Raw genomic sequence first — 26,842 nt, forward strand, 5'->3', positions numbered from 1 at the left:
GCGCGTCGCCGGCGCCGCTTCCTCGCCACACGGGGCGTGCGATGCCAGCTCATGAGAATCCGATGCGGATTGTCATGGACGGATGTGCGGTCGGGTAATAGCGCCGGCCTTTTTCGACGCCGCTCAGCAACCGCGGCCGCACCCCGGCCTTGTGCATGGTCAGCGCCAAGGCGATGGAGAACTGCACCAGTTCCAGCCATACCAGGTGGTAGCCTATGCAGACGTGTGGCCCGGTACCGAACTGCAGCATGTCCACCGGCCGGATCGGCTCCGTGCGTTGCAGCCACCGCGTCAGGCGGAACTGATCAGGCGCCTCGTGGAGCAGCGCCGAGGTCGAGAAATGCAGCAGCGGGATGCACAGATGGGTGCCCGCGGGAATGCGCCGTTGGCCGAGTTGCAATTCCTGCAGCGCGCGACGCGGCAGGAGCGTAGTCGCCGGATGCACGCGCAGCGTCTCGCGGAACAGCGCCTCGGCGACCGGACACTGCGCCAGGTCCGCGTGTCGGGTCGGCACCGCGCCCACGCGTTGCGCCTCCTCGACCAGGGCGTCCCACAGCACAGGCTGCCGCGCCAGCTCGATCACCATCCAGGCCAACGTCGAGGCGGTGGTGTCGTGACCGCCAAGCAGCAGCAAGCGGATATTGGCGACCAGGACGTCATCGGAGAGCGCATCATCGCTGCGATCGAAGGCGCTTACCATGTCGTTGATCAACCCGGTTCGCGCGGCATGCGCGCGCGCGTCGCGGACGAACTGGCGCAACTGCGCGTCGATCCAGTCGCGGGCGGCGCGGCCGCGCCGCAAGGGCAGTCCGGGCAGGTCGATCGGAGGCGCGACGATCAACTGCAGCAGTTGCCGGTACTTGCGATGCCAACCCGGTAGGTCGTTCGCGGGGATTCCCATGAGGCTGAAGATGAGCTTGAGCGTCAGATCGCCGGTTTCGCGCAGGATGGTTACGTCGCCGCGGTCGCGCCACGCCTGAACCCGCGCCAGGATGATGGGCGCGAACAGGTCGCCGATGCCGGCCTGGGTCAGCCCCTTGGGCAGGAACGCCGCCTTGATCGCATCGCGCGCCTGCCGGTGCGCGACGCCGTCCTGGGCGACCAACGTTCCGCCAAGCAATTCGGGCGCGATCTCTTCGATCAGCGCCGAGGACACGTCCTTGTGCCGGAGTAGTGCGAACGCGTCTGGATCCACGCAGGTCATCAGGTGTCCGGCAGGGCCGAAATCAAGCCAGAAGTGGCTGCCCAGCGTCCGTTCCGCGCGCCGCAGCAGGCGCGGCAGGTCGCAGACGATGGCGGGAAGATGCCCGACCAGAGGGAAAGCGCCAGGCACGACCGGGATGTCGTACCGCAGCCGGTGCCGACGATTCAGCGGGTTGAGCAGCATGTCCATCAGCAGCGCGGTGCCGCGGCCGCTTCGGCACCGGCAGGCCGCGCGGTGCGGCTGTTGCCACCGTCGGCGTAGGTCGGCACATGCGCGAGCATGCCGCCATCAATGCACACGACCTGGCCGGTGATGAACGCAGCATCGTCGGAGAGCAGGAACGCCACCAGCCCGGCCACGTCCTCGGGACGCCCGGCGCGCGGCAGGAGCTGGTGCCGGCGCAGATGCCGTCGCATGCACTCGTCCAGCTTGGCGAGTAGACGCTCGGTCATGATGAGACCCGGCGCAACCGCGTTGCAGCGGATCTGCGCATGACCGTACTGGGTGGCGAGCGAGGCCGACAGCATGTTCATCGCCGCCTTCGACGCGGCGTAGGACGTCTGCGCGGTGTCACCGCTGAGCCCCTGGCACGACGACATGTTGACGATCGCGCCACCACCGCGGGCGATCATCCGTGGGATGGCCTGCCGGCAGCAGAGCAGCGTGCCGCGCAGATTGGTCGCCATGGTCTGATCCCAGACCGCCAGGTCCAGGTCGAGGATCGCCCTGTCGCGCGGGGTCAGATGCATGGCGCTCGCGTTGTTCACCAGCAGGTCGACCCCACCGAAGTGGCGCTCTGCCGTCTCGAACAGCGCTGCCACCGCCTGCGCATCGGAGATGTCCATGGCCAGTGCCAGCGCGTGGCGCGCTTCGGCCGCGATCTGCACGGTGCAGGCGATGGCCGCCGAGCCATCAATGTCGGCCACCACCACTCTGCCGCCCTCGCGCGCGATGGCGAGGGCGCATGCCTTGCCGATGCCGGCGCCGGCGCCGGTCACAACGGCCACCTTGCCTTCAAACCGTCCCATCGTGTCCTCCTGGATTGCGGTGGTCTTCCGCGGCAAGCCGCTCGGCCTCCGCCGGAGAAGGCGCAGGGTCGGCGCTGGCGCGCTCGTCATCGCCAGCGTCGGTTTCAATGACCCGAATGGCGGCGACCGGGCACTGGCTGGCCGCGAGCCGCACGGCGGCGTGCAGCGCCTGCGGGACCGTCGCCACACACACTTCGGCCACGCCGTCCGGTTCGCGCTGGCGAAAGGTGCCCGGCAGCGTCAGCACGCACTGCCCGGTGGTTCCGCACAGATCCTGGTCGACCACGACGCGCATCTCAGCCCCCCTGCGCATGCAGCCGCACCGGCAGCGCGCGGAACGTCCTAAGGAACGCGGAGGGCTCCCGGGTCGGCTGCTCGGCCAATGCCAGCGTTGGGAAGCGCGCGTGGATCCGCGGCAGGCTCTCGGCCAACTGCACCCGGGCCAGTTGCGCACCGAGGCAGAAGTGGATGCCGTGGCCGAAGCTCAGCATGATCTTCCCGTCGGTCGACATGCCAGGACTGGTGCCGTAGAACCGCGCGGGATCGAAGCGGTCGGGATCGGCGAAGGCGTCCGGGTCGCGATTGCCGGCCGCGATCAGCACGCGCACATCCGCGTCCTTCGGGATCACCACGCCGCCCAGTTCGATGTCGCGCACGGCGATACGCGGAATGGAGCTGAACATGGCGGGCGCCTCGCAGCGCAGGACTTCTTCGACGAATGCCTTCACCCCCACGGCGTCTCCCTGCAGCCAGTGCCGCTGTTCGGGATGCGCCAGTATCGCCAGGACCGCATGGTCGATGGTCGCAGCAGTGGTGGCGAAGCCGCCCAGCAGCATGCCCCACAGCATGCTGATCAACTCCGCATCCGACAGCGTGTCGGTATCGTCGTCGTGTGCGCCGACCAGCATCGACACGATGTCGTGGCGGGGATCGGTGCGCCTGCGCTGTATGAGGTCGCCGAAATAGGCCTGCACCTTGGCGCTGGCCTCGTCCGAGGCGGCGAGCTGGGGATCGCTGGCGTGCGGACTCAGGCCTTCCAGAATGGTGCCGATGCCGGCGGCGAGCCCGAACACGTCGTCCTGGGGCATGCCGAACAGTTCGGCGAAGACCAGCATGGGCAAGGCCAGCGCGAATTCCCGATGCAGGTCCACCGCCTCCCCGCGCTCCAGCGCGGGCGCCATGCCGTCCAGGCGCGCTGCGACGATGCGCGCGATACTCGGCCGCAGGTTGTCGATCTGGCGCATGGTGAAATCGCGCGAGATCAGCCGGCGCAGACGCGTATGCGTCGGGGGGTCCTTCATCGCTAGCGTGGACGCCAGCAGGTTGAGCGACAGGCTGGTCGCCGCACGCGGGAAATAGCGCGCCAGTTCGCCCGGCGCCGGTCCCCGAAACGCATCGCCCGTGGCCTTGAGCGCCCAGTAAATGTCGACGTGGCGGCTCAACAGAAAGAGGCCCGACGCCGCGCGATGCACCGGATCGTGCTCGCGCAACCACCGCATGAACGGATACGGGTCGTGGATGCACGCTGGCGACGCCAGTTCGGCGAAGGCGTCCCGGCATGCTGCTGTGGTTTCTTGCACGTCCATCCTGGTTACCTGTTGGCTGGCTGATCTGATCGGTGCGCGCCAGGCGCGCCGGCAAATTGCGGAGAAGATCCCGATCCCGGCGGCGTCCGCGCGTCACCAGAGCACCGGCAACTCCTCGAACCCGCCAGTGATGATCTCCTTGCGCAACTTCAGTTCTTCGGGCGACACGGCTAGGCGTAGCGCGGGAAAGCGCTGGAAGATCGAACCGAACACCACCTTGAGTTCCAGCCTGGCCAGCGCCGCTCCGGTACAGTTGTGCGGCCCGTAGGAGAACGCCAGGTGCGGGTTTTCGTCGCGTCCGACGTCGAAGATTTCCGGGTCGTCGAAATGGCGCGGATCGAACGACGTCGCCGGCAGGCCGACCAGCACCTTGCTCTCCGCGGGAATATGCACGCCCGCGATGGTCACGTCCGTCCTCGGATAGCGCATGATGCCGTCCCAGCCCGCGCCCGGCGGGTACATGCGCAGGATTTCCTCCACCGCCTTGTCCACCAGGGACGGTTCGCCGACCAGGCGTTCGCGCTGTTGCGGATGGCGGAACATAGCCAGCAGGCCGAATTCGATCTGCGCGACAGTGCTCTCGTGCCCCGCCACCAGTATGCCCGCCGCCAGGCCGATCGCCTCTTCCTCGGTTGCCTTGCCTTGGTCGACCGCTGCGAGCAGATCCGTCAGCAGGTTGTCGCCCGGATCCTGGCGCTTGTCCCGCATCTTGCCGCGAATGTAGGCGCGCAGTTCTTCCCAGGCCAGGCGCGACGCGGTGCGCGGGCCGCTTTCATGCTGGTGCGTCATCACCTCGTCGGATAGCCCGGCGAAAAAGGCGTGATCCTCGTAGAGCACGCCCATCAGCGCGCTGATGACCATGGCTGGAAGCGGAAAGGAGAGGTGGCGCCGCAGGTCGGCGGGCTGGGGCTGGGCCGCCAGCGTCTCGAACAACTGCGCGGCGATCGCCTCGACCTGCTGCGCGAGCAGCTTCACCCTGCGGTTGCTGAAGGCCGGCGCCACGATCGTGCGTAACCGGGCATGCTCGCCCCCCTCGTGCGAGACCAGCCACCCCGGCGAACCGAGAATCACCGAATCCGGGGTGAATGCCGCCGGCGGCATTCCCGCGGGCCGGAATGCCGCGTCGGACAGCACCGCCTTGGCCTCGTCGTAGCCTGTCACCCACCAGCCTTCGTGCCCGGACGGGAACCGCACGCGGTGGATCGGACCATTGGCGCATAGCGCCAACATCTCGGGCGAGGGCTCGATGTGATGGACGCGCCACATCGGCAGCGTCGGCAAGGGTTGTTCGGACATGGTGGCACCTCACTCTTTAAGCGATGGACGGGCGGAAGGTGACCGGCAGGCGCTGCGGGCAGCGAATGACGTAAGACGGCATGTAGACGACGTCCTCCGCGGCGATGGTCAGCGCCAGATCCTCCAGCCGCCCGAACAGCGCGGGGAAGGCGCAGCGCAATTCCAGGCGCGCCAGCTCAGCGCCCAGGCAGGAATGCGGCCCCTCGCCGAACGACAGGTGCGGGTTGTGCCGCCGGGTGACATCAAACCTGTCGGCGCCGGGACCGAAGGCCTTTTCGTCCCGGTTCGCCGCATGGAACGCCATCAGGACGGCGTCGCCGCGGCGGACCATGCATCCGTCGATCTCCACGTCCTGGGTGGCATAGCGGAACGGTAGATTGGCCACTGCGCTGCCCCAGCGCAGGATCTCCTCGATCGCCTGTGACCACGGAACTTGGCCGCTGCGCACCAGGTGCAGTTGCTGCGGATGCGTCAGCAATGCCAGCACGCCATTGCCGATGACGCCGGTGGTGGTCACGAAGCCTGCGGAGAGCACCATAAATAGCATGTCGATGAGCTCGGTGTCGGAAACGAGCTCGCCGTTGTCGCGCGCGACGATCAGGGCCGAAGCCAGATCGTCGCCGAGCTTGCCCCGCTTGAGCGCGATCAGGCGACGGAAGAACTCCGGGATGCGCTGCCGCGTCTGTCGCACCTCTGCGGCTGTGGCGGAGGTGTTGGCCAGGCTGTAGGTGAGCGCGACAATCTCCTCGCGCTGTTCGTCCGGCAAACCGAACAGTTCGGCGATCACGTTGGTGGGCAGCGGAACGGCGAACTCGCACATCAGATCGGCACTGCCGCCGCGCTGCGCCATCTCGGCCAGGAGTCGATCGACGCATTGTTCGATCCGTGGCGCCAGCAAGGCGATACGACTGGGCGCGAAGCTGCTGGACAGCAGGCCGCGCAAGCGCCGGTGATCGGCGCCATGCGCCGTGACCATGTTGTCCACTTTGCACATCCCGATCAGCGGATGATCCTCGGGAATCTCGCCATCCTGCAGCGCCCGCCACTGTCGCCAGTCCCTGTTGAAACGCTGGTCGGAAAACATCCGCCTGAGCGTCTGGTGACGGCCTGCCGCCCAGGTCACCACATTGCCTGGCAGCGACACTTGCGCCATCCCCCCCTGCTGCAGAATCGCAGCAGACAGACTATTAAGTTGCGTGGGAGCGACCGACACACCGATCACATCGCAATGACCGTTTTCTACGCGCATGCAGACAACTCCATAAAGAACCATAATGTAGTAAAGCTACAAAATCATTTGCAGCTTCGCGCAAAATTCGTAGAGTCTAATCTCTCAAAAAGCACCAGTAAAATTGGATTTCGACTAACCAGCTTGAGCTGACGGGTTCGGTCGCTCTAATTAATTTAACAATAAGGCCGAAAATTCAAGTGAAAAGAATGTTAATTTTATTTGTTACTGGGATTTCTAAAATTACATAATGCCGCAATATATTTCACAATTCTGGCCCGTCATCCAATTCCTCTCACGGCGTATCAGAACCGCGCTCGGCAGGGCTTCGGGGCCCGAGAGCCGCAATACCGCGAGGGCCGCGTCTTGTCGCAACAGCCCTTGAAGCCTTCGGCGGCGAAGCGCTCTGCCAACGCCATATGCAGCTCTTGGACTTTGTCGCAGCGTCGACAATAGCGTCCTCGGACAGGATGGATCTTCCTGAAGCACGTCCACTAAGGCTCATCTGTTCCTCGATTGCCGTACGAAGATTCTGGACCAGATGAAACCGGTCGGCCACCTGAGCCTGCGGTGCGCCTTCACGGACGGCCTGCGCATAAAGGCCGCAGCGGTGTCGGCTGACGATACCTCGACGCAGGGATGATTCCGCAGCCACCTGGCTGCGCTATCGACACTCCGATCATCGAGAATGTCGACGACCGAGTGGCGCTCGAGATCAACCATGATAGTGCCGTATCGCGTCGCTCGCCGCCAGCTCCAGTCATCGATGCCAACCACCCGAATCTCGGAGGCGCGGTGAGTAACCGCGGCATCCCGCTTCAGTTGCCGCAGGATGGTGTCGTCACTGACCGGCATGCCGAGCCGTTGCATGCGGCGTTCGCCAGGACGTCCACCCGTGCTATGCCCGAGCAAGCCGACAATCTCCACGACCCTCGTCGTCCTGCGCGCATAAGGGGAAGCAACCGTCGGGAGTCGATCAGTGAACGTTTGTCGCTCACATTTCTGATGTGCACATCGCCAGCGGCTCAGCAGGAGCTTCACCGTCACGGGCTTGCCCTGGACCGGCAGATCCTGAAGGTGCGGTTGGACCAGCCATGCCGACTTCGGCTTCGCCGGCCACAATCGGGGCAAATGCCGATCGCTGGTCCGGCAGCGGAAACAACCCAACTGTGATCATCAGTGAGCGCGACACCCAGAATTCTGCCCCCTGGGCCGGGCGACCATTTCGATTTCGTTCGCATGCCCGCCCATAGCGATAGCGTCGCTAACAGCGGATGAACCACACAAATTGAGGAAGATCCTGGGGAATGGACACAGATGCGCTGGCGACGGTTCGCAGGCGCTTCAAGAGGCAGATGCTACAGCTCGGTAAGAGGCTGTCGGGCGTAGCGCGCTAGCGCTAAGCAGGTTGGAAGGTCCGCATGTCAGGGAAAGATAGAGAGTGGCGTCGCTAACAGCGGATGAACCACACAAATTGAGGAAGACCCTCATTAACTGCAAAGCGACAGAAGGAAAGCCAACTCGCAAGGGCGCTGCGGGAACTGGGCAGGATCGAGCGATCCATATTCATGATTGAATGGTACTCAAGCCCGGCACGCTGCCAAGCCGGCCCCAACAAGGGCGAAGCAGCACACAAGCTCAAGCGCGCCGTGTTCTTCCATGAGCGAGGCGAAATTCGCGATCGTTCGTTCGAGAGCCAGGCCTTCCGCGCATCCGGGCTCAACCTCGTCGTCAGCGCGATCGTACACTGGAACACGGTCTATCTCGACCGCGCGGGCCACACAGTTGAAACGAGGAGGGCGAAACATTCCAGATACGCTGTTGAAGCATATCTCGCCGCTGAGTTGGGAACATGTCAACCCTGACAGGCATCTACACCTGGGACACCGAGCATCAGATGCCCGAAGGCTTTCGAACCCTTAGGCTACCGACCCCAACCCGGCGAGCCGCATGAGTTTCACGATCCGTTCGGGCTTAGCGCAAGATTTTGTACAGCTCTTGTCCTCACCCCAGATTGTGAGCTAAGGACATCTTTCGTCCTGACAATCATGGTATTCTGCAAAGAAGATGCGGAGTGGCAAGCGGCCAGTCGCTCGGACACTGGCTGCCTGTGGGAATGTCCACGAGGCGACACTTGGGTGAATCATATATGGGCACGTCGAGTAAGATGACGAGACGATATTTCGGAACGGACGGGATCCGGGGAGGGGCCAACAAATTTCCGATGACCGCCGAGGTTGCGATGAAGGTCGGCATGGCTGCCGGCCTGTCGTTCCAGCGCGGCCACCATCGCCATCGCGTCGTGCTCGGCAAGGATACGCGGCTGTCGGGCTATATGATCGAGAACGCGCTGGTCGCGGGCTTCTGTGCCGCCGGCATGGATGTGTTCCTGTTGGGGCCGATTCCGACGCCGGCGGTCGCCATGCTGGCGCGGTCGCTGCGCGCCGATATCGGCGTGATGATCTCGGCCTCGCACAACCCCTATTACGATAACGGCATCAAGCTGTTCGGCCCCGACGGCTACAAGCTGTCGGACGAGATCGAGATGCGCATCGAGGCGCTGCTCGACCAGGATGTCGACATTTCGCTGGCCGACGCGGATGGGCTCGGGCGCGCCAAGCGCGTGGACGGCGTGCACGACCGCTATATCGAATTCGCCAAGCGCACTCTGCCGCGGTCCATGTCGCTGGCGGGCCTGCGCATCGTGGTCGATTGCGCCAACGGCGCCGCCTACAAGGTGGCGCCGGCAGCGCTTTGGGAACTCGGCGCCGAGGTCATCACCATCAACAACGAGCCGAACGGCTTCAACATCAACGAGGAATGCGGTTCGACGCACCCGGTGGGCCTTTCCAAGAAGGTTCATGAAGTGCGCGCCGACATCGGCATAGCGCTCGATGGCGACGCCGACCGCGTGGTCATCGTCGACGAGAACGGCGCTGTCGTCGACGGCGACCAGATCATGGCGCTGATCGCCGAATCCTGGCATCAGAGCGGCCGCCTGGCAGGCGGCGGCGTCGTCGCCACCGTCATGTCCAATCTTGGCCTCGAACGCTTCCTCGGTGAAGCCGGCCTGCAACTTCACCGAACCCAGGTCGGCGACCGTTACGTGGTCGAGCACATGCGCGCGCATGGGCTGAATGTCGGCGGCGAGCAGTCCGGCCATATCGTGCTGTCTGATTTCTCCACCACCGGCGACGGGCTGGTCTCGGCGCTGCAGGTGCTGGCCTGCATCAAGCGCCAGAACAAGCCGGTCAGCGAGATCTGCAAAAAGTTCGAGCCGGTGCCGCAGCTCATGAAGAATGTGCGCTTTTCCGGCGGCGAGCCCCTGGAGACAGCACCCGTCAAGGCCGCGATCGAGGATGCCCGCAACCGGCTCGGCAAGTCCGGCCGCCTAGTGATCCGGCCTTCCGGCACCGAGCCCCTGATTCGGGTTATGGCCGAGGGCGACGACCAGAAGCTGGTCGAGACGGTGGTGAACGACATCGTCGGCGTCATGGCCGAGATCAAGACCGCTGCCTAGACGCTATGACCGTGGTGTGATTGGCGGCCCGCCCTTAGTCTTTGCGGCTGTATAGCAAACGGGGGTTACTCGGGAGGGTTCTGTCGCAAATCGTGCTTCTGGTTACAACGGGACGCTTTCGCGCCGATGATCATGCTGCAAGGATTTCGAACTGCTCGGCGATCGAGGGACGTGGATTATGGCGAACCTCGCCTGCCGTTACGCATCATGTGAACCATTTCGATGCCGGAAAGGACGGCATCGGCACTCGCCATCGACTTGAAGCCGAGCATCGACTGAGTGCGGCGCTTGATGCGCCGATGGTCCTGATCCGATTGTTGAGGTACTTGCTCTTGCGGATGCGGATCGGCTTCAGCGCTGGTCGCGATCGATTCCGCAGGCGGTGTTCGGCGTCGCAGGAAATGATCGCCTCATGATTGGTCGGGCTGACGTCGAGTGCGAGGTTCTCGTCAAGTCACTCGCCCGACTTACTGGCGGTGACGAGCCTCACGTCCGCGATATTCTGGCGATGGGCAGGCAAGGGTTACCGCGCCGAGGATCCTCAAGCTATCCGCTGTGCCTGCCGACGCCTTACGGCAGCGCCCCGACATCGACGCCCTTGAGCTCGAGGTCGCTGCATCGCTCGCCGAGATCGGCGCGGCAAAAGCCGATCTCTATCCGAGCCTCAGCCTCGGCGGCTCTGTCAAGATCGACGGTTCATCGCTGATGGGAACCTCTCTGCCCTGGTCCTTCGGCCCGGCCGCCTCGATCCCGCTTTTTGACGGTGGCTCGCGCCGGGCGGCAGTGGGCAGCGCGGCAGCCGCATATAAGGTGGCGGTGGCCGCCTACAAATCAGGTGTGCTGGACGCGGTCGCCGAAGTCGAGACCGCACTCGTGCGGACAGAACGCGACGGCAGATCGGCGACGCCAGTGTCGCGGCGCGCAACTACCGCGCCTACTTGAAAGCGGTGGATTCGAACTTGAAGTCAGATGCAGCGTGATGAAGCCTTATGGCGAACGCGCGTGGCGGGCGCCTTTGGCTCGACGTTTTGTGGGAGGGCAAAAACTTACGGTGACGGCAAGCAGTCGGCAACCTCGCCGAATCGAATGCCATCAGAGCGTGTGCAAGAGATCCATAGGCTGGATGTATGGCATTCAACCAATCGATTTTACGAATTAGCGGGCATGCTCCATTAGAAGAACAACAATTGACCGAAAGCAAGTACGCCGACACCTTCTGCCGGCAACTTTCTTACTTATGTTATGGGCGAGTGCGGCAGATCGGCCGAATTCGATCCAGCGGATGATCTAGAAGGGCACCATTTTCACATCGTTGGTGCGAGGCCTCAGTTCATCCAATTAAACCGGGAATTTCATCAGGTCTTCTATGCCGCGAGACTTTCGAGCCGATGTCCAGGCCTTGCGGGGTCTATCTGTACTGCTGGTTGTCCTTTATCATACCCAAATCGCGCCGTTTGGTTATCTCGGCGTTGATATTTTCTTCGTAGTTTCGGGCTTTCTGATCACCGGCCTCATCGCGACCCAGCTTGAGCAGTCACGGTTCAGCTATTGGGAATTCTATTATCGTCGTGCGAAGCGCCTGTTGCCCGCGGCCTATGTGGTCATTGCGCTCACGACGATCGCTGCACCCTTTTTCCTGTCGGACGTGGGCCTGCGGGACTTCCGAAGTCAGGTCCTCGGGGCGCTCACATTCACCGGCAACATCGTTCTCTGGTCTCAGGCGGACTATTTCGGCGAATCCGCCGAAACGAAGCCTCTCCTGCATTTCTGGTCGCTCGCTGTCGAAGAACAGTGTTATCTGCTGCTTCCTGCTTTCTTGGCCTTGGCTCCCAAGAGATGGCGGCTCACAGCGGTTAGTTTGCTCCTGGTTGCCAGCCTGGCACTGTGTCTCTACGTAGCCATTCGTCACCCATACGCTGCATTTTATCTTTTGCCGACCCGCTTTTGGGAAATAGCGATTGGTTCGCTCGGGGCATTGCTTCCCGCCAGCGCTCGCGTGGCGGCCAAGTGTGCGGCGCTGCGCCTCCCGGCGCTCGTGCTTATCCTCCTTATTCCCATTGGACTTAGTTCGCAGAACCCGATCGTGGATGCCGCTTTGGTTTGCTTGGCAACCCTGATCCTCCTGCTGTCGCCCAGCAGGGATAATGTGGCGGTTCGAAGCATGGCAAGGATCGGGGATATCTCGTACTCGCTCTATCTGGTCCATTGGCCGGTGCTTGTATATGTGCGGGCTGCTTGGCTGGCAGAGCCTCCCGCGCTTGCGATCTACGCGGCAGTTGCCTTCTCAGTTGTAGCCAGCTTAGTTCTTCACCGTTTCGTGGAAAAGCCGTTCCGGCAGGGATTCGTGGCATCTCGTGGACGGATGGCCTCAGGACTCGTTGCCGCAACGGTTCTTCTCGGCTTCGCACGGCCAGTCGACATTGGCGCAGCCGAAAGTAGGGTTGGCTTTTCCGAGAGCCGACGGATCAATTACGGCCTGGGAAGGGCATGTGATCTCACATCTGGATCGCCTCCTCAGGGAATTCCCGAGGCCTGTCAGACGACGGGCAGGCCCGAAATGCTGGTTTGGGGCGATTCATTTGCCATGGCACTGGTTCCCGGCTTGGCCAAAACGATCGGAGAGGCCGGCCTGGCTCAGCTCACAATGAGCGGGTGCTTCCCCGCCATCGGCGTTGCTGCCTTCTCCAAGCGCGCAGCGTCTCCCTCCTTCGCCGAGGACTGTATTCGCTTCAATGACAGTGTTTTGGGTATCCTGAAAAATCGGCCGGGGATAAGGACCGTTGTCATTTCGAGCCCATTTGACGCCCCTGATTCAAAAGACTTCATGCTGCTTAAGAGGCGTGACGGGACATTCACGGAAGTTGAAACTTCGGTAGATGGAGCCGTTGAGGGTATCAAGTCCCTCGTCGACGCCGTTCGCGCTTTGGGCAGGCGAGTGGTCGTAGTTGCTCCCCCGCCAGTCGCAAGCTTCGATATCGGCGATTGCCTTGAGCGAAAGGTGAGGGGAAATCTTATGCTCGGGCGGCACAGTGACTGCGAAATCTATGTCACCGATTACCGCCGGATGCGATCCCGCACTCTTGAGCTCTTGAACCAGGTGGGTTTGAAAGCTGACGTAGAGGTTGTCTCTTACCACGACTTTCTCTGCGACGACACAAAATGCAGAACCGAGATCGATGGCAAATTCCTCTACCGGGACAGCGGCCATCTTTCCTATGAAGGATCAGAAATCATCGCTCGAAAGACAAGTCTTGCTGAGAGGCTGATCAGGGCTGCTCGTTAGAGCGAATTTTTTAGGTGGAGTGAACCGCGAGCACTTTCGCGTGGCTCGCAATGAAAAGCGCATGAGGATTTCGGACGCCCGCTGCGCCGAGCTGAAAGCGCACGAGGCGACGGCCCGCAAGGCTGCCAAGCGGAACGCGTTCCCGCACGGCGCTGATGATGAGCCGATCCGTTCCGGAGATCCGGCCGCAATGCAGCGGATTGTTACCCGCATTGAGGAATTGGGGCGCTCTGCCAACGCCATAAGCAGCTCTTGGACTTGCCGGTCTGCCGGATCGTGTCGACGGTGCCGACGTCATCGTCGGTCCCGGTTCGGAGCCGCCTCAAGAACATGGAAACCTCTGTCATCAGACATAGGCGCAGACATAGAAATTGACACCGTAAGCTCCCCCGGCTCATTCAGTGTCATCATCTCTCGCCCATCATCTCATGCCACTCAGATGAGATCGCGCCTGCTTCTGTTGTCCCACTCCATTGTCAGCATCAGAATCAGAAATGGGTTAATTGCTTTTCATGCGTTTGAAACAACCAGTTCATGAATAATTATGACGGTTTATATTTTCTACATAATATTAATATAATATGAACTCACTCAATCAGAACATGTTTTTCATCTATTATATGTCTCATGACAGTTAACTGGAGAATGCAGTCATTTAGACCAGGATTGGCATTTAATTTAAAGTATCGAAGTTCGGATTCAAATTAGATGCAATCGAATGGAGGGTGATATGCTAGCGCTCGGATATGTCGCCGACGTGTTGGGGCTGCCCGTCAAAGAGGTGGCGCCACACGCCAGACACGCTTCAGGTTGGAAGCGTAGAAATAGCGGCATAAATCGTGTCGTTGGCATGAGTCCAGTATCGCGGCCGAGATAGGAAACACCACTCCCGGCGGGTTGAAGCTGCGCATGGCAAGCACGTGGTGGATCAGGTTGCAGTGAATGCGGCCGTTACCGTCCCCGAAAAAAGGATGCATGTAGACAAGGCCGAAGGCGAGGATCGCGGCGCTGTAGCGAGCGAGCGGCGTAGCGGCGGTATTGATGTTCTTCGGTAGGGTTGGGTTGCTGACACAACCTGCGAAGGAACCACCGATGACCAAGCCCCAAACCTTTTCCGACCGGCTCCGTTCCAAAAAAGGGGGCGGCATTGCCGCCGCCCTTTGAGATTGGTGAGAGGCGCAGAGCTTAGAAACCCATACCGCCCATACCGCCCATGCCGCCGCCGCGATGCAGCCCTGAAAGAGTCGAGCGAATCGATGGTATGCGGAAGGTCGAGCCACAGGATGAATCCACACTGCGGATTGGTAACCTTTGTGCCTTCCACGACCGCCAGCGCGCTTCGTCGCACCGTAGAGAGCGAGTGTGAGGCGCTGAGCATCTAGTAGCGCCCGAGACGTGCCGAGCTTTTGCGTGGAGCCATGCGGGATGTCTCCTGTAGCTTATCTCCCGCAACCAGAGGCTTGCCCGTTCATTGGAATGTATCTCTATCCACAGGGTGGATGCATCTCATCGAAACAAACGATTTTATCAATCTTCCGGAATCTCGCATTGACAGCACCTCACACGCCCTGATCGCCCGCTACCCTTATCGTGTGACGCTAGCGAAAAAAGAGCCCGAAGGAGAAATTTCCATGAGCTCAGACGTGCGATGGAAGTTGCCCCAGGAAAATGAGTTGCAGTTGGATGCCTACGCCGCAGACCAACCGGAACTCATCCGGTCTTTTTATTCCGATTGCTGTTGGTGAGTGGCACAAGTCTAGTCAGGGACGATTTTCGCGACGTGACTGGCAGAGGTATGGCGCCGCACCCACGTCAAAAGGCATTGCTATGGAAAGGAACAGAATGGCTGATCAACTCGCGACGGAAATCATTGCCACGATCAAGAACCGCGTCGAATCGGAGAGCGGCGAGAGTGCGTCCATCATCGGCGAAATAACGACTGCCACGGAACTGACCTCGCTCGGAGTCGATTCGCTGGGTCTGGCGGATCTCCTCTGGGATGTGGAGCAGGCCTACGACATCAAGATCGACATGAACGCGGCCGACGCCTGGTCGAATCTCAAGAATGTCGGCGACATGGTGGAAGCCGTCCGCGGTTTGCTCGCGAAGGAGGTCTGATTGGACAGGCGAGTCGTCATTACTGGGATGGGCGGGCTTTGCGGCCTAGGCAACAACGCCGCCTCTATCTGGAAAGAGATGCGCGAAGGCCGCTCCGCCGTCCGCCCGATGGTCACTTCCGAGCTTCATGAGATGAAGGGCACTGTCGGTACCGAGATCAAGGAGCTGCCGAAGCACGACATCGGCCGCAACCAGCTCGTCTCCATGGACCGCCTGAGCTTGCTCGCTGTGCTTGCAGCGCGCGAAGCCATGCAACACGCCGGACTTTCCTGCGACGAGGGAAATCCGTATCGCTTCGGCGCGGCAGTAGGCGTCTGCGGCTGGGGGTGGGGAACGGTCGAAGAAACCTACCGCGACCTCTTTTTGGACGGTGCGAGGCGTGTGGGCATTTACACTGCACCAAGGGGGTTGCCGAGCGCCGCTGCCAGCCAGGTCAGCATGAGCCTAGGCCTGCGCGGCCCGGTCTTTGCCATCGCCTCCGCATGCGCATCAGCCAACCATGCGATCGCTTCGGCGGCGGATCAGATCAGGCTCGGCCGGGCCGACGTGATGCTTGCCGGAGGCGCCGAGGCGCCACTCGTATGGCTTCAGATGAAGGCATGGGAAGCAATGCGCGCGCTCGCTCCGGATACTTGCCGGCCCTTCTCCGCCGACAGGAAGGGAGTGGTGATAGGTGAGGGTGCGGGCATGGCCGTGTTGGAAAGCTATGAGCATGCCGCGGCGCGCGGTGCCACAATGCTTGCTGAGATCGCAGGCATAGGCCTTTCCGCGGATGCCTTCCACATCGTCGCGCCGTCTATCGAGGGGCCGGAGGCCGCCATGCGCGCTTGCCTTGCCGACGCCGGGCTGAATGCCGAGGACGTGGATTACCTCAACGCCCACGGCACCGGCACCAAGGCCAACGATCAGACCGAGACGGCGGCGATCAAGCGCGTCTTCGGAGGCCATGCCTATTCGATGTCTGTCTCGTCCACCAAGTCCATGCACGCGCATTGCCTCGGCGCAGCGAGCGCACTTGAAATGATCGCCTCCGTGATGGCGATCCAGGAGGGCGTCGTGCCGCCGACCGCCAATTATCGCGAGCCAGACCCCGATTGCGATCTCGACGTCACGCCCAATGTGGCGCGCGAGCGCAAGGTGCGCGTGGCACTGAGCAACGCCTTCGCCATGGGCGGCATGAACGCAGTTCTGGCGTTCAAGCAGGTGTAGAAGCCATGCGACATTCCTCCAGTAACTCTATCTCTCGTTTCCAAATCTTTGCCGGATCACGATTGTGAAGGGCGTGGCCTTGGACCGCCTCGGTGAATGCGCTGCGGAAGCTGGACGAGCCGGGGCACGTTTTTGCAAAATTCTCAGCTGTTGAAGCGACGTGGACGTACCGCTACCCGGAAGATTAAGCGAGGCCCTCCGAGTTCGGCTCGAGGCCTGTCCAGCAGCTGTACCGATAATGTCTGGACGGCGCAGGGCCGCCAGTGACCGCTTCCGTGCGAAGCCGGTCCTTAGAAAGGGAATCGATAAATGTTCGATCTGACCGGCCGCAACGCGCTCGTCACCGGAGCAAGCGGTGGAATCGGCGAGGCTGTGGCGCGGGCGCTGCACGCGCAGGGCGCAACCGTCGGCCTGCACGGCACGCGTGTCGAAAAGCTCGAGGCGTTGGCTGCCGAGCTTGGCGAGCGGACAAAACTGTTTCCGGCGAACCTCTCGAACCGCGACGAGGTCAAGGCGCTGGGCGCAAAGGCGGAAGCCGAACTCGAAGGCGTCGACATACTGGTCAACAATGCCGGGATCACCAAGGACGGGCTTTTTATCCGGATGTCGGACGCGGACTGGGACGCGGTACTCGAGGTCAACCTGACCGCCGTGTTCCGGCTCACACGCGAACTGACCTATTCGATGATGCGCCGCCGCAACGGCCGCATCATCAACATCACCTCCGTGTCCGGTGTAACCGGCAATCCCGGCCAGGCGAACTATTGCGCGTCAAAAGCTGGCATGATCGGCATGTCGAAATCGCTGGCGCAGGAGATCGCGACGCGCGGCGTGACAGTGAACTGCGTGGCGCCGGGCTTCATCGAATCGGCCATGACTGACAAGCTGAACGACAAGCAGAAAGAAGCGATCATGGCCGCGATTCCGGCCAGGCGCATGGGCACCGGCGTGGAAGTCGCCTCGGCTGTGGTCTACCTGGCCTCGAACGAGGCCGCCTACATCACCGGCCAAACCGTTCATGTGAACGGCGGCATGGCAATGATTTAGCCTAAAAGTTCAGTGCGCACGAGGACGCGTATCAACGGTGGAGGAAGGTTCCGTCCCAGATAGCAGTCGATTGGGCCGGCAGCTGACGAGCGGGTCGGTCGGGCAACTGGCCGGGTCGAAGCCTCGTGTGATAAAGGCCGCCTTGGGCGCAGGTTTAGATCAAGCGCTTTGAAACGCAGGGCTATTCCTATCCATGGCGTGGATGCATTCATCGAAACAAACGATTTGCCAATTCTGCAGAACGTCGCCTAGCAAGATATCAAGGATCTAAGCCAAAAGGTAATTAACGATGTTTGTATTGGCTCCGAGCAGCATTTTCTGGTGTACGCCTTCCGTGTGCGCCGAACACAACGGAGTCGCATCTTGATTGCGGCTAGTTTCTTCCGTGATCTGAGCAAGCTACATCGACCCGGCTCGATGCGACAAACGTCCCTATGCGTAGGGGCTTACCTCAACAAAGCAGCAACAAAGATGAGGTTTTTCCATGTACTCTGACGTGCGGTGGAAGTTGTGCTGGGAAAATGAGTTGCAACAGGCCGACCATGTCGAACTCTCCGAGTTCTTCCGAAAGACCTACGGACCGACTGGGGCCTCCAACTCAGAGCCATTCGAAGGCGGCCGTAGCTGGGCCGGTGCGAGGCCGGAGCTCCGCGCAATCAGTTACGACGCGCACGGCGTAGCGGCTCATATCGGCATACTACGCCGCTTCATCAAGGTTGACGAGGTAGACCTCCTGGTGGCCGACCTGGGGTTGTACGGGGTGCGTCCGGATCTTGAGGGACAAGGGATCGGTCATTCAATGCGCGTTCTATATCCAGTAATGCAGCAGCTTGGGGTTCCATTCGCTTTCGGCACCGTTCGGCACGCAATGCGGAACCATTTTGAGAGGATCTGCAGAGACGGCCTGGCGGCTATTGTGTCGGGCGTTCGCGTGCGGTCCACTCTCGCAGATGTGTGTCTTGACCTGCCGCCCACGCGCGTCGAGGACGTGCTCGTCGTGGTTGTGCCGATTGGACGCTCGATGAGCGAGTGGCCGTCCGGCACCCTGATCGTTCGGAACGGTCCGGAGCTATGAGACATCTTGAAGTGCCGGGTGATGGCGCTGAGGGCACCAGAGCGGAGGATTTTTGCAGAGCTACTAGGACTGAATACGCGTTCCCATTCACATTAGCTGTGGATCAAGGCTGAATTAGCGTGCAGATCTGCGATCTAAATCGATCCGAGCGCGAGCTTCCGCGCACCGACGTTTCAGACCTGAATCCCGTCACCCTGAAATCGACGGGCATCGACTATCCCAAAATCGAGCCCTTCGAGGTGCACAGGATATCTGGAGAGATGTTCGCCTGTTCGCAGGCGAACATGGTTCCGGTGCGCTCCCCAACCGGTCATCACTTCGTCGGCGATCAGGAGCGTGCCGGAGGCCTCAGTGATCTTCTTCAATTCGGTCAGAACCCAGGCCGGGTACATCAGCATGCCGCCGGCGCCGAGCACGAGACCGATGTCGAGAATGGGCGCGCTGCGGGTAAGCCAGCCACCGATATGCGGTCCACGCCGGTCGCCGCAATTGCCGGGCGCTCGCCCGCGTTACTCAAGCCCGAGGCCTCGGTGATCGCGCTGCGCCCGACATAGGCACAGCTTGCGCAAGCTCCTCGACCGACATGTTGTCGAGGAGCATGCCGTCGACGCCCACTGTAAGCGCTATCTCCAACTGGTCCAGCCTGTCCACCTCTACCTCGATCTTGACCATGTGACCTATGGCGCTAGGCGCCCGCTCGATTGCGGTGCGGATGTCGTCGGCAATGGCGATGTGGTTGTCCTTGAGCACCGCGTCGTCGAGCGCGAAGCGGTGATTGGCGCCTGACCGCGTATCGCTTCGACAAACAACGCGGCCGTAGCCGTAGCAATGCCGCTCAGACGGCACAGAAAATCGAGCGCGGTCCGCTCAGCAGGCTTCGCGCCGGCCCGTTTACCATCGCAATGGTTTGACCTGCTCGACATCGCTGCCGTCCGGCCGCCGGATTTGCACATCGATTGCTGGATCGACGAGCAAGAAAGAAAACGCCACAGGTCGAGCCCCGCACCCACGCCCGCTTGGCGCGCGTTAAGCGAAAGCGTGGCTTTGCATCGGCGGCGATAATTGCATCGCTCGTGATATCGCCGGCTCTGCCCAGGTCTTCCAGCAGGGATGATGATCTGAGGAAGTGTGCAAGTGAAGTCATGTCAACGGCTCCGTCGGATGTCGTCGTTGCGGTCGCGCTCATGGCCGGCTGACGTGGGTCATGCTGCGTGCTGCCGCCGTAAGCTTCCGCTGGGATTAGCAGTGACGCACAACGAGAGGGTTCAGGTCAACGCCCTGGAACCCATGTCACTAGCCATCCATAACGTGGATGCGTTTCATCGAAACAGACGATTTTACGAATGTTGCGGCACGTTGCATAGAACGAATTCAAAGATGTAAGCCTTTAGGGAAAGTCGTTGATGTCTGCGTTGGCTCCAAAGAGCATTTTCTGGTGTGCGCCGAATACCAGCCTAGGCGCGCGTCCATCGCGGCCAGGCACTTCCGCGATCGACGCAAGCTGCATCGCATTGGCGCAGCACGACAAGCTCCCCGAATTGCGCAGGCGCTTGCCTCAAAGGCAGCAGCAAAGCTGAGGTTTGTGGTTGTTTTGGAAAGAGGCAATTTAGATGCTTGTTGATGGCTCAAGGATGGATCGGTTCGTTGTTTCTCGACGGCGCGAGGGTCTCGGTGATTGCTTGTGGTCTCTCGCGTCGGCATGGGACTACGCACATCGGACGGGACGGGCTTTAGCAATAGATTGGCGCGGCTCTTGTTACCTCGACAACCCGTTTGCGAATGCCTTTCCGGCTTTCTTCAAGCCAATTGAAGAGATCGGTGGTGTACGGGTCATTTGCGATGACGAGATCAACCACGTCTCATTCCCCGGTCCCTTCTTCCCGTCGTGGTGGAACAAGCCATCCATCGACTGCGTGTACCGTCCGGATGAACAGATTTTCCAAGAACGTGACGAGCTTAACGATCTTTTCCAGGCCCAAGATGATTGTGAAGCCAACACGGTGGTGTGTGATGCTTGCTTGATGTGGCGCTGCGATGAGCAAGCCGAGCGAACGATATTTCGGAGCATCAGACCGAGGGTCGAAATTGAGGATCGGATTGAAGCGCTCTACCAGGAACACTTTGCCGGGCACAGCATAATTGGGGTCCATGTCCGCCACGGCAACGGCGGAGATATTATGGATCACGCACCTTACTGGGCTGATCCAAAGGTTGCCTTAGAGCAGGTATGCACTGCCATTCGTATGGCCAAAGCGCAACCGCATCCAAGACCTGTAAGGGTGTTCTTGTGTACAGACAGCGCCCAGGTTGTTGATCACTTGTCGGGCGTATTTCCCGAACTTTTCACCGTCCCAAAACGCTTCCAAGCGGATCAGGCCGGCCCCTTAAACAGTGCAGCACTGGGCATTGACGGGGGTTTTTCCGCTCTCGTTGAGATGTATCTCCTTGGTAGATGCGACACTGTAATTCGGTTTCCTCCGACTAGCGCCTTCTCCCGCTATGCCCGCCTCTTCGTGCCACGAATTGTCGAATTCGATCTGAATGACCCGCGTCGTTTGATCTTGACTGATAACTCTTTCGACCGTTCCCCGGCCCTATGAAGGGGTTGGCATCCCGCTCTAACTCTCCCTTGCCTTCGCGCAGAGGCCCCGTTCGCCCTGCCCAATGCGCCCCTTTCTCGCCACGCAATCCTGCCGCAGGCGAGCATTTTCTTCGGCGCGTCAAAATCAAAAGGATTCAAGCTTGTCAAAGAGAAAAGTCGCTTTAATCACCGGGGTCACGGGGCAAGACGGTTCCTACCTCGCAGAATTGCTGCTGGAAAAGGGCTATTCTGTGCATGGGATAAAAAGACGATCGTCTCTTTTCAATACGGGCCGTATAGACCATCTCTATCATGATCCTCATGAAAGTGGCGTTGATCTTACACTTCACCACGGGGACTTGACAGACTCGTCCAGCCTTACGCGCGTCATCCAACTGGTTCAGCCGGACGAAATTTACAATCTGGCAGCTCAGAGCCACGTTGCAGTCTCCTTTGAACAACCAGAATACACCGCGAACTCGGACGCGTTGGGTGCGCTGCGTATCCTCGAGGCAATTCGGATCCTGGGGCTCGTCGAGCATACGCGCTACTACCAAGCCTCGACGTCTGAGCTCTACGGGCTGGTGCGGGAAACGCCACAGACCGAGACGACACCGTTCTACCCCCGATCACCCTACGCTGTTGCCAAATTGTATGCTCACTGGATCACCGTAAATTATCGAGAAGCTTACAACTTGTACGCATGTAACGGCATTTTATTTAATCATGAGTCACCCGCGCGCGGAGAAACATTTGTAACGCGAAAAATCACGCGCGCCCTGGCTCGGATTAAGCTTGGAATGCAGCCGAATCTATTCTTGGGCAACCTTAATGCTCTTCGCGATTGGGGGCACGCTCGAGACTACGTCCAGATGCAGTGGTTGATGCTGCAGCAGGAGCAAGCTGAAGACTTTGTGATCGCTAGCGGTGAGCAACATTCGGTGCGCGAATTTGTCACCGTCGCGGCCGCTGAACTCGGCATTGGTGTTCGTTGGGTTGGGGAAGGGGTCGACGAAGAGGGATACGATGCAAAGACGGGAGCTTTGATCGTAAAAGTAGATCCCCGTTATTTTCGTCCTGCAGAAGTCGAGACACTTCTCGGCGATGCCCGCAAGGCCAAAGAAAAACTTGGGTGGGAGCCAAAAATCTCCTTCATTGAATTGGTTAGGGAGATGGTTCGGGAAGATTTGCGCATGGCAGAGCGTGACGCAGTGCTGATGACGCAGGGTTATTATTCATACAGTCCACGAGAGTTATGATGACAACGGCGGCGCCATGCTGGCTTGTTGTCAGCGTTAGGGTGGCCTTCTTAAGGAGCGTCCATAGCGTTATCACATGGGAAACAAAAAGATGAAGAAAGTCTATGTGGCAGGCCATAGCGGCCTTGTTGGATCCGCCACAATGAGTGCCCTCGAGGCGTTAGGATCGTATGAGATAATAACACGTACTCACGACCAACTGGATCTATTTGACCGGACCGAGACGCGCAGGTTCTTCATGTCGCGGCGGCCCGATTACGTCATTATGTGCGCCGCAAAGGTTGGTGGTATAATGGCGAACGCTAGCTCTCCTGTCGATTTCCTTCATAACAACCTCGCGATCCAACTCAGTGTTTTTGATGCCGCTTACGCTTCCGGCGTCGAACGGATGATTTTTCTTGGCTCCTCATGTATCTATCCACGCGACTGTCCGCAGCCGATACGGGAGGAATACCTTCTCACCGGTCCGCTTGAAGCGACAAATCGTCCCTTCGCTTTGGCAAAAATCGCAGGAGTCGAATCATGCTGGTCTTTTAACCGGCAGTACCAGACGCGCTATCTCGCGTTGATGCCGACCAGCTTATATGGTCCCGGCGATAATTATCACCCCGAAAAATGCCACGTTCTGCCTGCTCTGATACGCCGTTTTCATCAAGCTAAAATAAACGGCGACTCCTCGGTGGGGGTCTGGGGATCCGGAAACCCTCGGCGAGAGTTTATGTATTCGTCGGATGTAGGCGATGCCATTGCGTTCCTGCTTGGCCTGCCAGATTCGGATTTTGACGCCTTGACTGCCCCCGACACTGCGCCCCTGATTAATGTTGGCGTTGGCGAGGATGTCACAATTCGCGAGGTGGCGGAACTCGTCAAGGCGGCGGTCTGCTGGGAGGGCAATCTGGTATTCGACACAACGAAGCCAGACGGTACTCCGCGCAAGTTACTGGACGTAACGCGCTTGCGTAAGCTTGGCTGGAAGGCCAAAACGTCTCTTGGTGCCGGGTTGCAAGCGACGTATGAGGATTTTCTTCGCCTTCATGGGGCTTGATGTGGATGCGCGCATCCTGGTTGGACTGCGTGTCCGACCGGGTGCAAGTTTGTTCAGTCAGGCCAAACAGAAGAGAGGGACGCATACATCCGAGGCGGTCGCAATATTGGCCTGTGCCAACGGTGCAAACCGGACCTCTCTGCGACCGGCGGTGCTGAGGACCACCCAAAAGCTTGCCCAGCGCATAACGGGCTGCACCTGGAACGGCTGTGCGTGAGCGCCGTCGACTCAAGCCGCCAGTTAGAACTGCTCGACCTCACGGGAGTCGCTGCTTAGGAACCTGCCGTCGATACGAACGCCAACCGGGGCCCCGCCATGCCTCGGGGCAGGCCTTATCCAAGGCGGTGCATGCGGTAATGGCGGACGTGGACGTATGCTTTTCAACTCGCGCTTAACCGCAGGCGGGATCGTGTGCAGGATCGTGTCCCCCCTAGGTGGTGTAGCTGACGGCATTGGTCGCCGTGCTCTCCGGCATGGGCCTGGCTGATCGGCTTGCTTCAGTCTGCATGTTAGCGCCGAACTCACTCGCCTCAAGGTCATGGTGCCAAAGCGCGGATTCGCGGCGCCATGGTGCGGGCGTTTACAACTCCTGCAGCAGCGGGTCTCGTTGATGAACCACTTGCCCTGAACAAATCGCGCGCGTGTGCAGCACGCCAAGCTATCGCGCAGCGCATCCTGACGCTCTGGGATGGCAGTGGCAGGTGACCGCCTATGCGGTGAGCAGGCGACGCTGCCATTGGCATGCACCCGGTGACCGCGCATGGCTTCAACATCGGCCCCGGCGGCCCGAGGCAACTCGCCCATGGTATCCTGACAGCATGGCGCGACCGTCGCGACATTGCCGATCCCGACATGCTCCACAGATATGAAAGCCGACTGCGCCTGTCGGCGGCGCCGCTCTACCATGCTACGAATATTCTCGTCGGACTCTACTCAAGCGAGCACCCGGCTGCACGGCTTGCAAGACATGTGGGGCTGCGCTTCGGCCAACATCTTCCCTTTGTCCGTCATGGCATTGCGGCCATTGCTGAGGCGGTGAACCACAGTCACAGCGTGCTGGCGTCGTAATAAGCTGGCGAGTGTGGTTCGATGTGAGCGGTCGCGGCTGCACGGGATCCACCATCCCATTGAACAGCATGACGCTTTCCGCCCCTTGTATACGCACAAGCGTGATCTGCTCTTTCAAGCGTTCCTGGTTCGGCCAGGGTCGGCTTTCGGTGCAATTATGGCATGGCCTCCCCTCTACGAGCGATCCGGTCGGGACTGCTCTGTCTTCGAACGAGAGAGGACCGCCGCGCTCCCTTCGAAGTTGACCTCCGCCTTATGGCCGTGACCTCCGACCCGCGTAGCGCGCAGCCGGTTCCGTGGTTGCACGCTCGTCGTTCTCCACCATGGTCAGCCGCATCCGGCGCAGCTGGTGATATTCTGCCTCCATCGGTCGTGCCCTGCCCAACACAGCGACCGGGCAACCCGGCATATGCGGCACAAAATGAGGTGGACGGCCGAACGAACCTGCACCTGTCCACCGCCCGAATTGGAAGCAGCGATCCACGGCATTGCCGCCTCGAGGTCTTTCAGGATTGCGGCTCGCTTCGCGGAGCCGACAAAGGCATCGCGGGCCACGCCCATTGGCGTGCGGCGTCTTGTGCCTGGTAGCACCGGTGAAGGGCTGTTCATGGATCAGACTGCGGCGGTCCTCCGGCCACTCCTCCACAAACTCGATCGCATCTGCGAGATCGACAATGCACAGGGTAGGATCCATGCTTGATGAAGACGAGGCTGCTGAATGCCGCGAGCCTCTTCCACTGCGGATCGTCAGCGTCTCAATCGCTGTGTGTGCGGGATTCCCGCCCACCGCAAAGCGTTTGTCGGCCAACGCCACACAGGCGCGGACCCAGCCACGCCCATTTCCGCCTTCGATGTGTTTAGGGCGTGGATGGTTGTCATCCGAACAATCAATTTTGCCAATCTTGCCGACCCTATTAGGAGTGTGACCGAAATCAAGTGCCTCGGCCTGCAGGCACGCCCGACGAAGAAGCCTGAGCACCAACCGCCTATGCCCATAGGAGTACAGAAGGCAACGATCCGAAGACAGTGGAAATTGGTGCCGGGACGTTCCTCGTCATCGGTGTCTATGCGCGCGTCAAACGGACTCTCATTCGCTGAATGGTCCCAGAAGTGCACGAGGTGGGCAACCACACGGTGAAGCGTGGTGGTGTTTTGACATCGGGTCTCACGAACGGCCCCGCTTTCAGAATTAGCGTGCCCGGGTCCCGACGCTATCTCTGACGGCGTTTTGCAGCGTCGGTGATTGCTGACTTAGCGAGGTGTGAATTTGACCCATAAAGTCGATCATGAACTGCTGAATCGAGAAATGGCCGCAGACGATCCATGGCGGCTCAATGGCAATCCGTTCGAGCGGGAGCGCCATACGCAAATTCTCAGGTGTCACTTGCGCAAGGTCCTGTCGCAAATGCGCTCGAAGTCGGGTGCGCTGCCGGCGCTTTTACGCAGCGGCTAGCCCCCAATTAAGGGGTTGCCCCGAGTGGGACAAGATGCCGAGTGTGATGTCGCAGATGAACGGCCGCGCTGGTCCGGCGCGCCTCACGTCGGCGGGCGCATCCTGTCCAGCGAAGTAATAACCCATCAACTTTTCTGCACGCACCCATATCGGCAACGCGCCGAGTTAGAAGACGCGGCCCGGCGAACCCCGCGCACTGGAAAAATGACGATGCCGAAGTACAGGTTTCACAAGCTTGCAGCCATTGTTGTGCTTGTCGGTTTCGCTGCGTGGATGGCGACGGGCGAGTTCTCGTCGGTCGGTAGCGCGGCCGCCGACAAACCCGAGGCGGGGGAGGTCGAGCAGCCAAAGGCGGCCGACGCCGGCAAGGTCAAGCCCGCTGAGGCAGAACAGCCCAAGGCGCCGTTGCGTACCGTCGCGACCATAACTCCGCCCAGGCGTATCCATGCGCGCGCCATCCGGATTTCCGGACTGACCGAAGCCGATAAGCGCGCCGTCCTGGCGACTCGCGCCGCCGGCGTCATCGACAAGCTGCCGGTCAAGCAGGGACAGCGCGTCAAGACCGGCGACCTCGTGCTGATGCTTGCCGCCGAGGAAAAGCTTTCGGCGGTCAGCAACGCCAAGCAGCTTCTGGTCCAGCGTCAGGCCGAACTCGATGCAGCATTGCGGCTGATGAAAACCGGCAATCTGCCCAAGCTGCAGCTCGATACGGCGCGCTCCAACCTGACGCTAGCCCAGTCGCACCTGGAAGCCGCGCAGGCCGAGCTCGACCGCAACGAGGTGAAGGCGCCGTTCGACGGCGTCATCGACCGGGTGCCGGTGGAGCTTGGCAGTTCCGTGAT

Annotated in this window: 18 protein-coding genes and 8 pseudogenes; 14 read left to right on the top strand and 12 right to left on the bottom strand. The window is 60.6% G+C overall.

The window, feature by feature from the left end; translation table 11 throughout:
• Window positions 1–49 precede the first annotated feature (49 nt).
• The 7 genes and pseudogenes from AC0L2A_RS15550 to AC0L2A_RS15580 form a co-directional block, all read right to left on the bottom strand.
• Window positions 50–1,393, bottom strand: a complete 1,344-nt coding sequence (locus AC0L2A_RS15550; protein ID WP_473609502.1) for a cytochrome P450 — start codon at window positions 1,391–1,393, stop codon at window positions 50–52.
• Window positions 1,393–2,232: an SDR family oxidoreductase gene (locus tag AC0L2A_RS15555; RefSeq protein ID WP_473498260.1), complete on the bottom strand. Its 840-nt coding sequence runs from the start codon at window positions 2,230–2,232 to the stop codon at window positions 1,393–1,395. The genes AC0L2A_RS15550 and AC0L2A_RS15555 overlap by 1 nt, the downstream gene beginning before the upstream one ends.
• Window positions 2,219–2,527 carry a ferredoxin gene (locus tag AC0L2A_RS15560; protein WP_473609524.1) on the bottom strand — a complete coding sequence of 103 codons (309 nt, stop codon included), beginning with the start codon at window positions 2,525–2,527 and terminating at the stop codon, window positions 2,219–2,221. The genes AC0L2A_RS15555 and AC0L2A_RS15560 overlap by 14 nt, the downstream gene beginning before the upstream one ends.
• Before the next feature lies 1 nt (window position 2,528).
• A complete protein-coding gene (locus tag AC0L2A_RS15565) occupies window positions 2,529–3,818 on the bottom strand; it encodes a cytochrome P450 (protein WP_473609504.1) in 1,290 nt (429 codons plus the stop codon).
• 93 nt (window positions 3,819–3,911) lie between these two features.
• A complete protein-coding gene (locus AC0L2A_RS15570) occupies window positions 3,912–5,114 on the bottom strand; it encodes a cytochrome P450 (protein ID WP_473609505.1) in 1,203 nt (400 codons plus the stop codon).
• A 16-nt stretch (window positions 5,115–5,130) separates the two neighbouring features.
• Window positions 5,131–6,363: a cytochrome P450 family protein gene (locus AC0L2A_RS15575; protein WP_473609506.1), complete on the bottom strand. Its 1,233-nt coding sequence runs from the start codon at window positions 6,361–6,363 to the stop codon at window positions 5,131–5,133.
• A gap of 415 nt (window positions 6,364–6,778) precedes the next feature.
• Window positions 6,779–7,583 (bottom strand): annotated as a pseudogene (locus tag AC0L2A_RS15580) (ISL3 family transposase); the annotation flags it as partial.
• A gap of 267 nt (window positions 7,584–7,850) precedes the next feature.
• Between AC0L2A_RS15580 and AC0L2A_RS15585 the strand changes: the two are divergent.
• Window positions 7,851–8,296, top strand: a pseudogene (locus AC0L2A_RS15585) (Tn3 family transposase); the annotation flags it as partial.
• Window positions 8,297–8,509: 213 nt separating this feature from the next.
• Window positions 8,510–9,862, top strand: coding sequence for a phosphoglucosamine mutase (gene glmM / locus AC0L2A_RS15590; protein WP_473609525.1), 1,353 nt, complete (start codon window positions 8,510–8,512; stop codon window positions 9,860–9,862).
• A gap of 130 nt (window positions 9,863–9,992) precedes the next feature.
• Here the strand turns inward: glmM and AC0L2A_RS15595 are convergent.
• Window positions 9,993–10,295 (bottom strand): annotated as a pseudogene (locus AC0L2A_RS15595) (DDE-type integrase/transposase/recombinase); the annotation flags it as partial.
• 122 nt (window positions 10,296–10,417) lie between these two features.
• Here AC0L2A_RS15595 and AC0L2A_RS15600 point away from each other — a divergent pair.
• On the top strand, window positions 10,418–10,804 hold the full coding sequence (locus tag AC0L2A_RS15600; RefSeq protein WP_473609508.1) for a TolC family protein: 387 nt from the start codon (window positions 10,418–10,420) through the stop codon (window positions 10,802–10,804).
• 424 nt (window positions 10,805–11,228) lie between these two features.
• Complete coding sequence (locus AC0L2A_RS15605; protein WP_473609509.1) at window positions 11,229–13,145, top strand: acyltransferase family protein; 1,917 nt, start codon at window positions 11,229–11,231, stop codon at window positions 13,143–13,145.
• Window positions 13,146–13,918: 773 nt separating this feature from the next.
• Here AC0L2A_RS15605 and AC0L2A_RS15610 read toward each other — a convergent pair.
• Entirely contained in the window at window positions 13,919–14,245 is a 327-nt protein-coding gene (locus AC0L2A_RS15610) for a hypothetical protein (RefSeq protein ID WP_473609510.1), read from the bottom strand.
• A 742-nt stretch (window positions 14,246–14,987) separates the two neighbouring features.
• Here AC0L2A_RS15610 and AC0L2A_RS15615 point away from each other — a divergent pair.
• Entirely contained in the window at window positions 14,988–15,263 is a 276-nt protein-coding gene (locus AC0L2A_RS15615; protein WP_473498024.1) for an acyl carrier protein, read from the top strand.
• On the top strand, window positions 15,264–16,472 hold the full coding sequence (locus AC0L2A_RS15620) for a beta-ketoacyl-[acyl-carrier-protein] synthase family protein (protein WP_473497997.1): 1,209 nt from the start codon (window positions 15,264–15,266) through the stop codon (window positions 16,470–16,472).
• Here AC0L2A_RS15620 and AC0L2A_RS15625 read toward each other — a convergent pair.
• A pseudogene (locus AC0L2A_RS15625) lies at window positions 16,459–16,569 on the bottom strand (LysR family transcriptional regulator); the annotation flags it as partial. The gene AC0L2A_RS15620 and the pseudogene AC0L2A_RS15625 overlap by 14 nt on opposite strands.
• Before the next feature lie 212 nt (window positions 16,570–16,781).
• Here AC0L2A_RS15625 and fabG point away from each other — a divergent pair.
• Together fabG and AC0L2A_RS15635 are read left to right on the top strand one after the other, a co-directional pair.
• Window positions 16,782–17,519, top strand: coding sequence for a 3-oxoacyl-[acyl-carrier-protein] reductase (gene fabG, locus AC0L2A_RS15630; protein ID WP_473584872.1), 738 nt, complete (start codon window positions 16,782–16,784; stop codon window positions 17,517–17,519).
• Between the two features lie 484 nt (window positions 17,520–18,003).
• A complete protein-coding gene (locus AC0L2A_RS15635; protein WP_473498000.1) occupies window positions 18,004–18,594 on the top strand; it encodes a NodA family N-acyltransferase in 591 nt (196 codons plus the stop codon).
• Window positions 18,595–18,823: 229 nt separating this feature from the next.
• Here AC0L2A_RS15635 and AC0L2A_RS15640 read toward each other — a convergent pair.
• Window positions 18,824–19,016, bottom strand: a pseudogene (locus tag AC0L2A_RS15640) (aminotransferase class III-fold pyridoxal phosphate-dependent enzyme); the annotation flags it as partial.
• Window positions 19,011–19,738 (bottom strand): annotated as a pseudogene (locus AC0L2A_RS15645) (beta/alpha barrel domain-containing protein); the annotation flags it as partial. The pseudogenes AC0L2A_RS15645 and AC0L2A_RS15640, both read right to left, overlap by 6 nt.
• Before the next feature lie 466 nt (window positions 19,739–20,204).
• Here AC0L2A_RS15645 and AC0L2A_RS15650 point away from each other — a divergent pair.
• From AC0L2A_RS15650 to AC0L2A_RS15675, 6 genes and pseudogenes are all read left to right on the top strand, one after another.
• Entirely contained in the window at window positions 20,205–21,194 is a 990-nt protein-coding gene (locus AC0L2A_RS15650) for a nodulation protein NodZ (RefSeq protein ID WP_473609512.1), read from the top strand.
• 142 nt (window positions 21,195–21,336) lie between these two features.
• Window positions 21,337–22,434 (top strand): GDP-mannose 4,6-dehydratase, encoded by a 1,098-nt coding sequence (gmd, locus tag AC0L2A_RS15655; RefSeq protein ID WP_473482486.1) that lies wholly within the window; start codon window positions 21,337–21,339, stop codon window positions 22,432–22,434.
• A gap of 91 nt (window positions 22,435–22,525) precedes the next feature.
• Window positions 22,526–23,479: a GDP-L-fucose synthase family protein gene (locus AC0L2A_RS15660; protein ID WP_473609513.1), complete on the top strand. Its 954-nt coding sequence runs from the start codon at window positions 22,526–22,528 to the stop codon at window positions 23,477–23,479.
• A 723-nt stretch (window positions 23,480–24,202) separates the two neighbouring features.
• Window positions 24,203–24,547 (top strand): annotated as a pseudogene (locus tag AC0L2A_RS15665) (hypothetical protein); the annotation flags it as partial.
• 1,306 nt (window positions 24,548–25,853) lie between these two features.
• Window positions 25,854–26,008: pseudogene (locus AC0L2A_RS15670) on the top strand (SAM-dependent methyltransferase); the annotation flags it as partial.
• A gap of 202 nt (window positions 26,009–26,210) precedes the next feature.
• On the top strand, window positions 26,211–26,842 hold a 632-nt coding region (locus AC0L2A_RS15675), incomplete at its 3' end, for an efflux RND transporter periplasmic adaptor subunit (RefSeq protein WP_473609514.1).

The organism is Mesorhizobium sp. WSM4844, assembly GCF_055811775.1.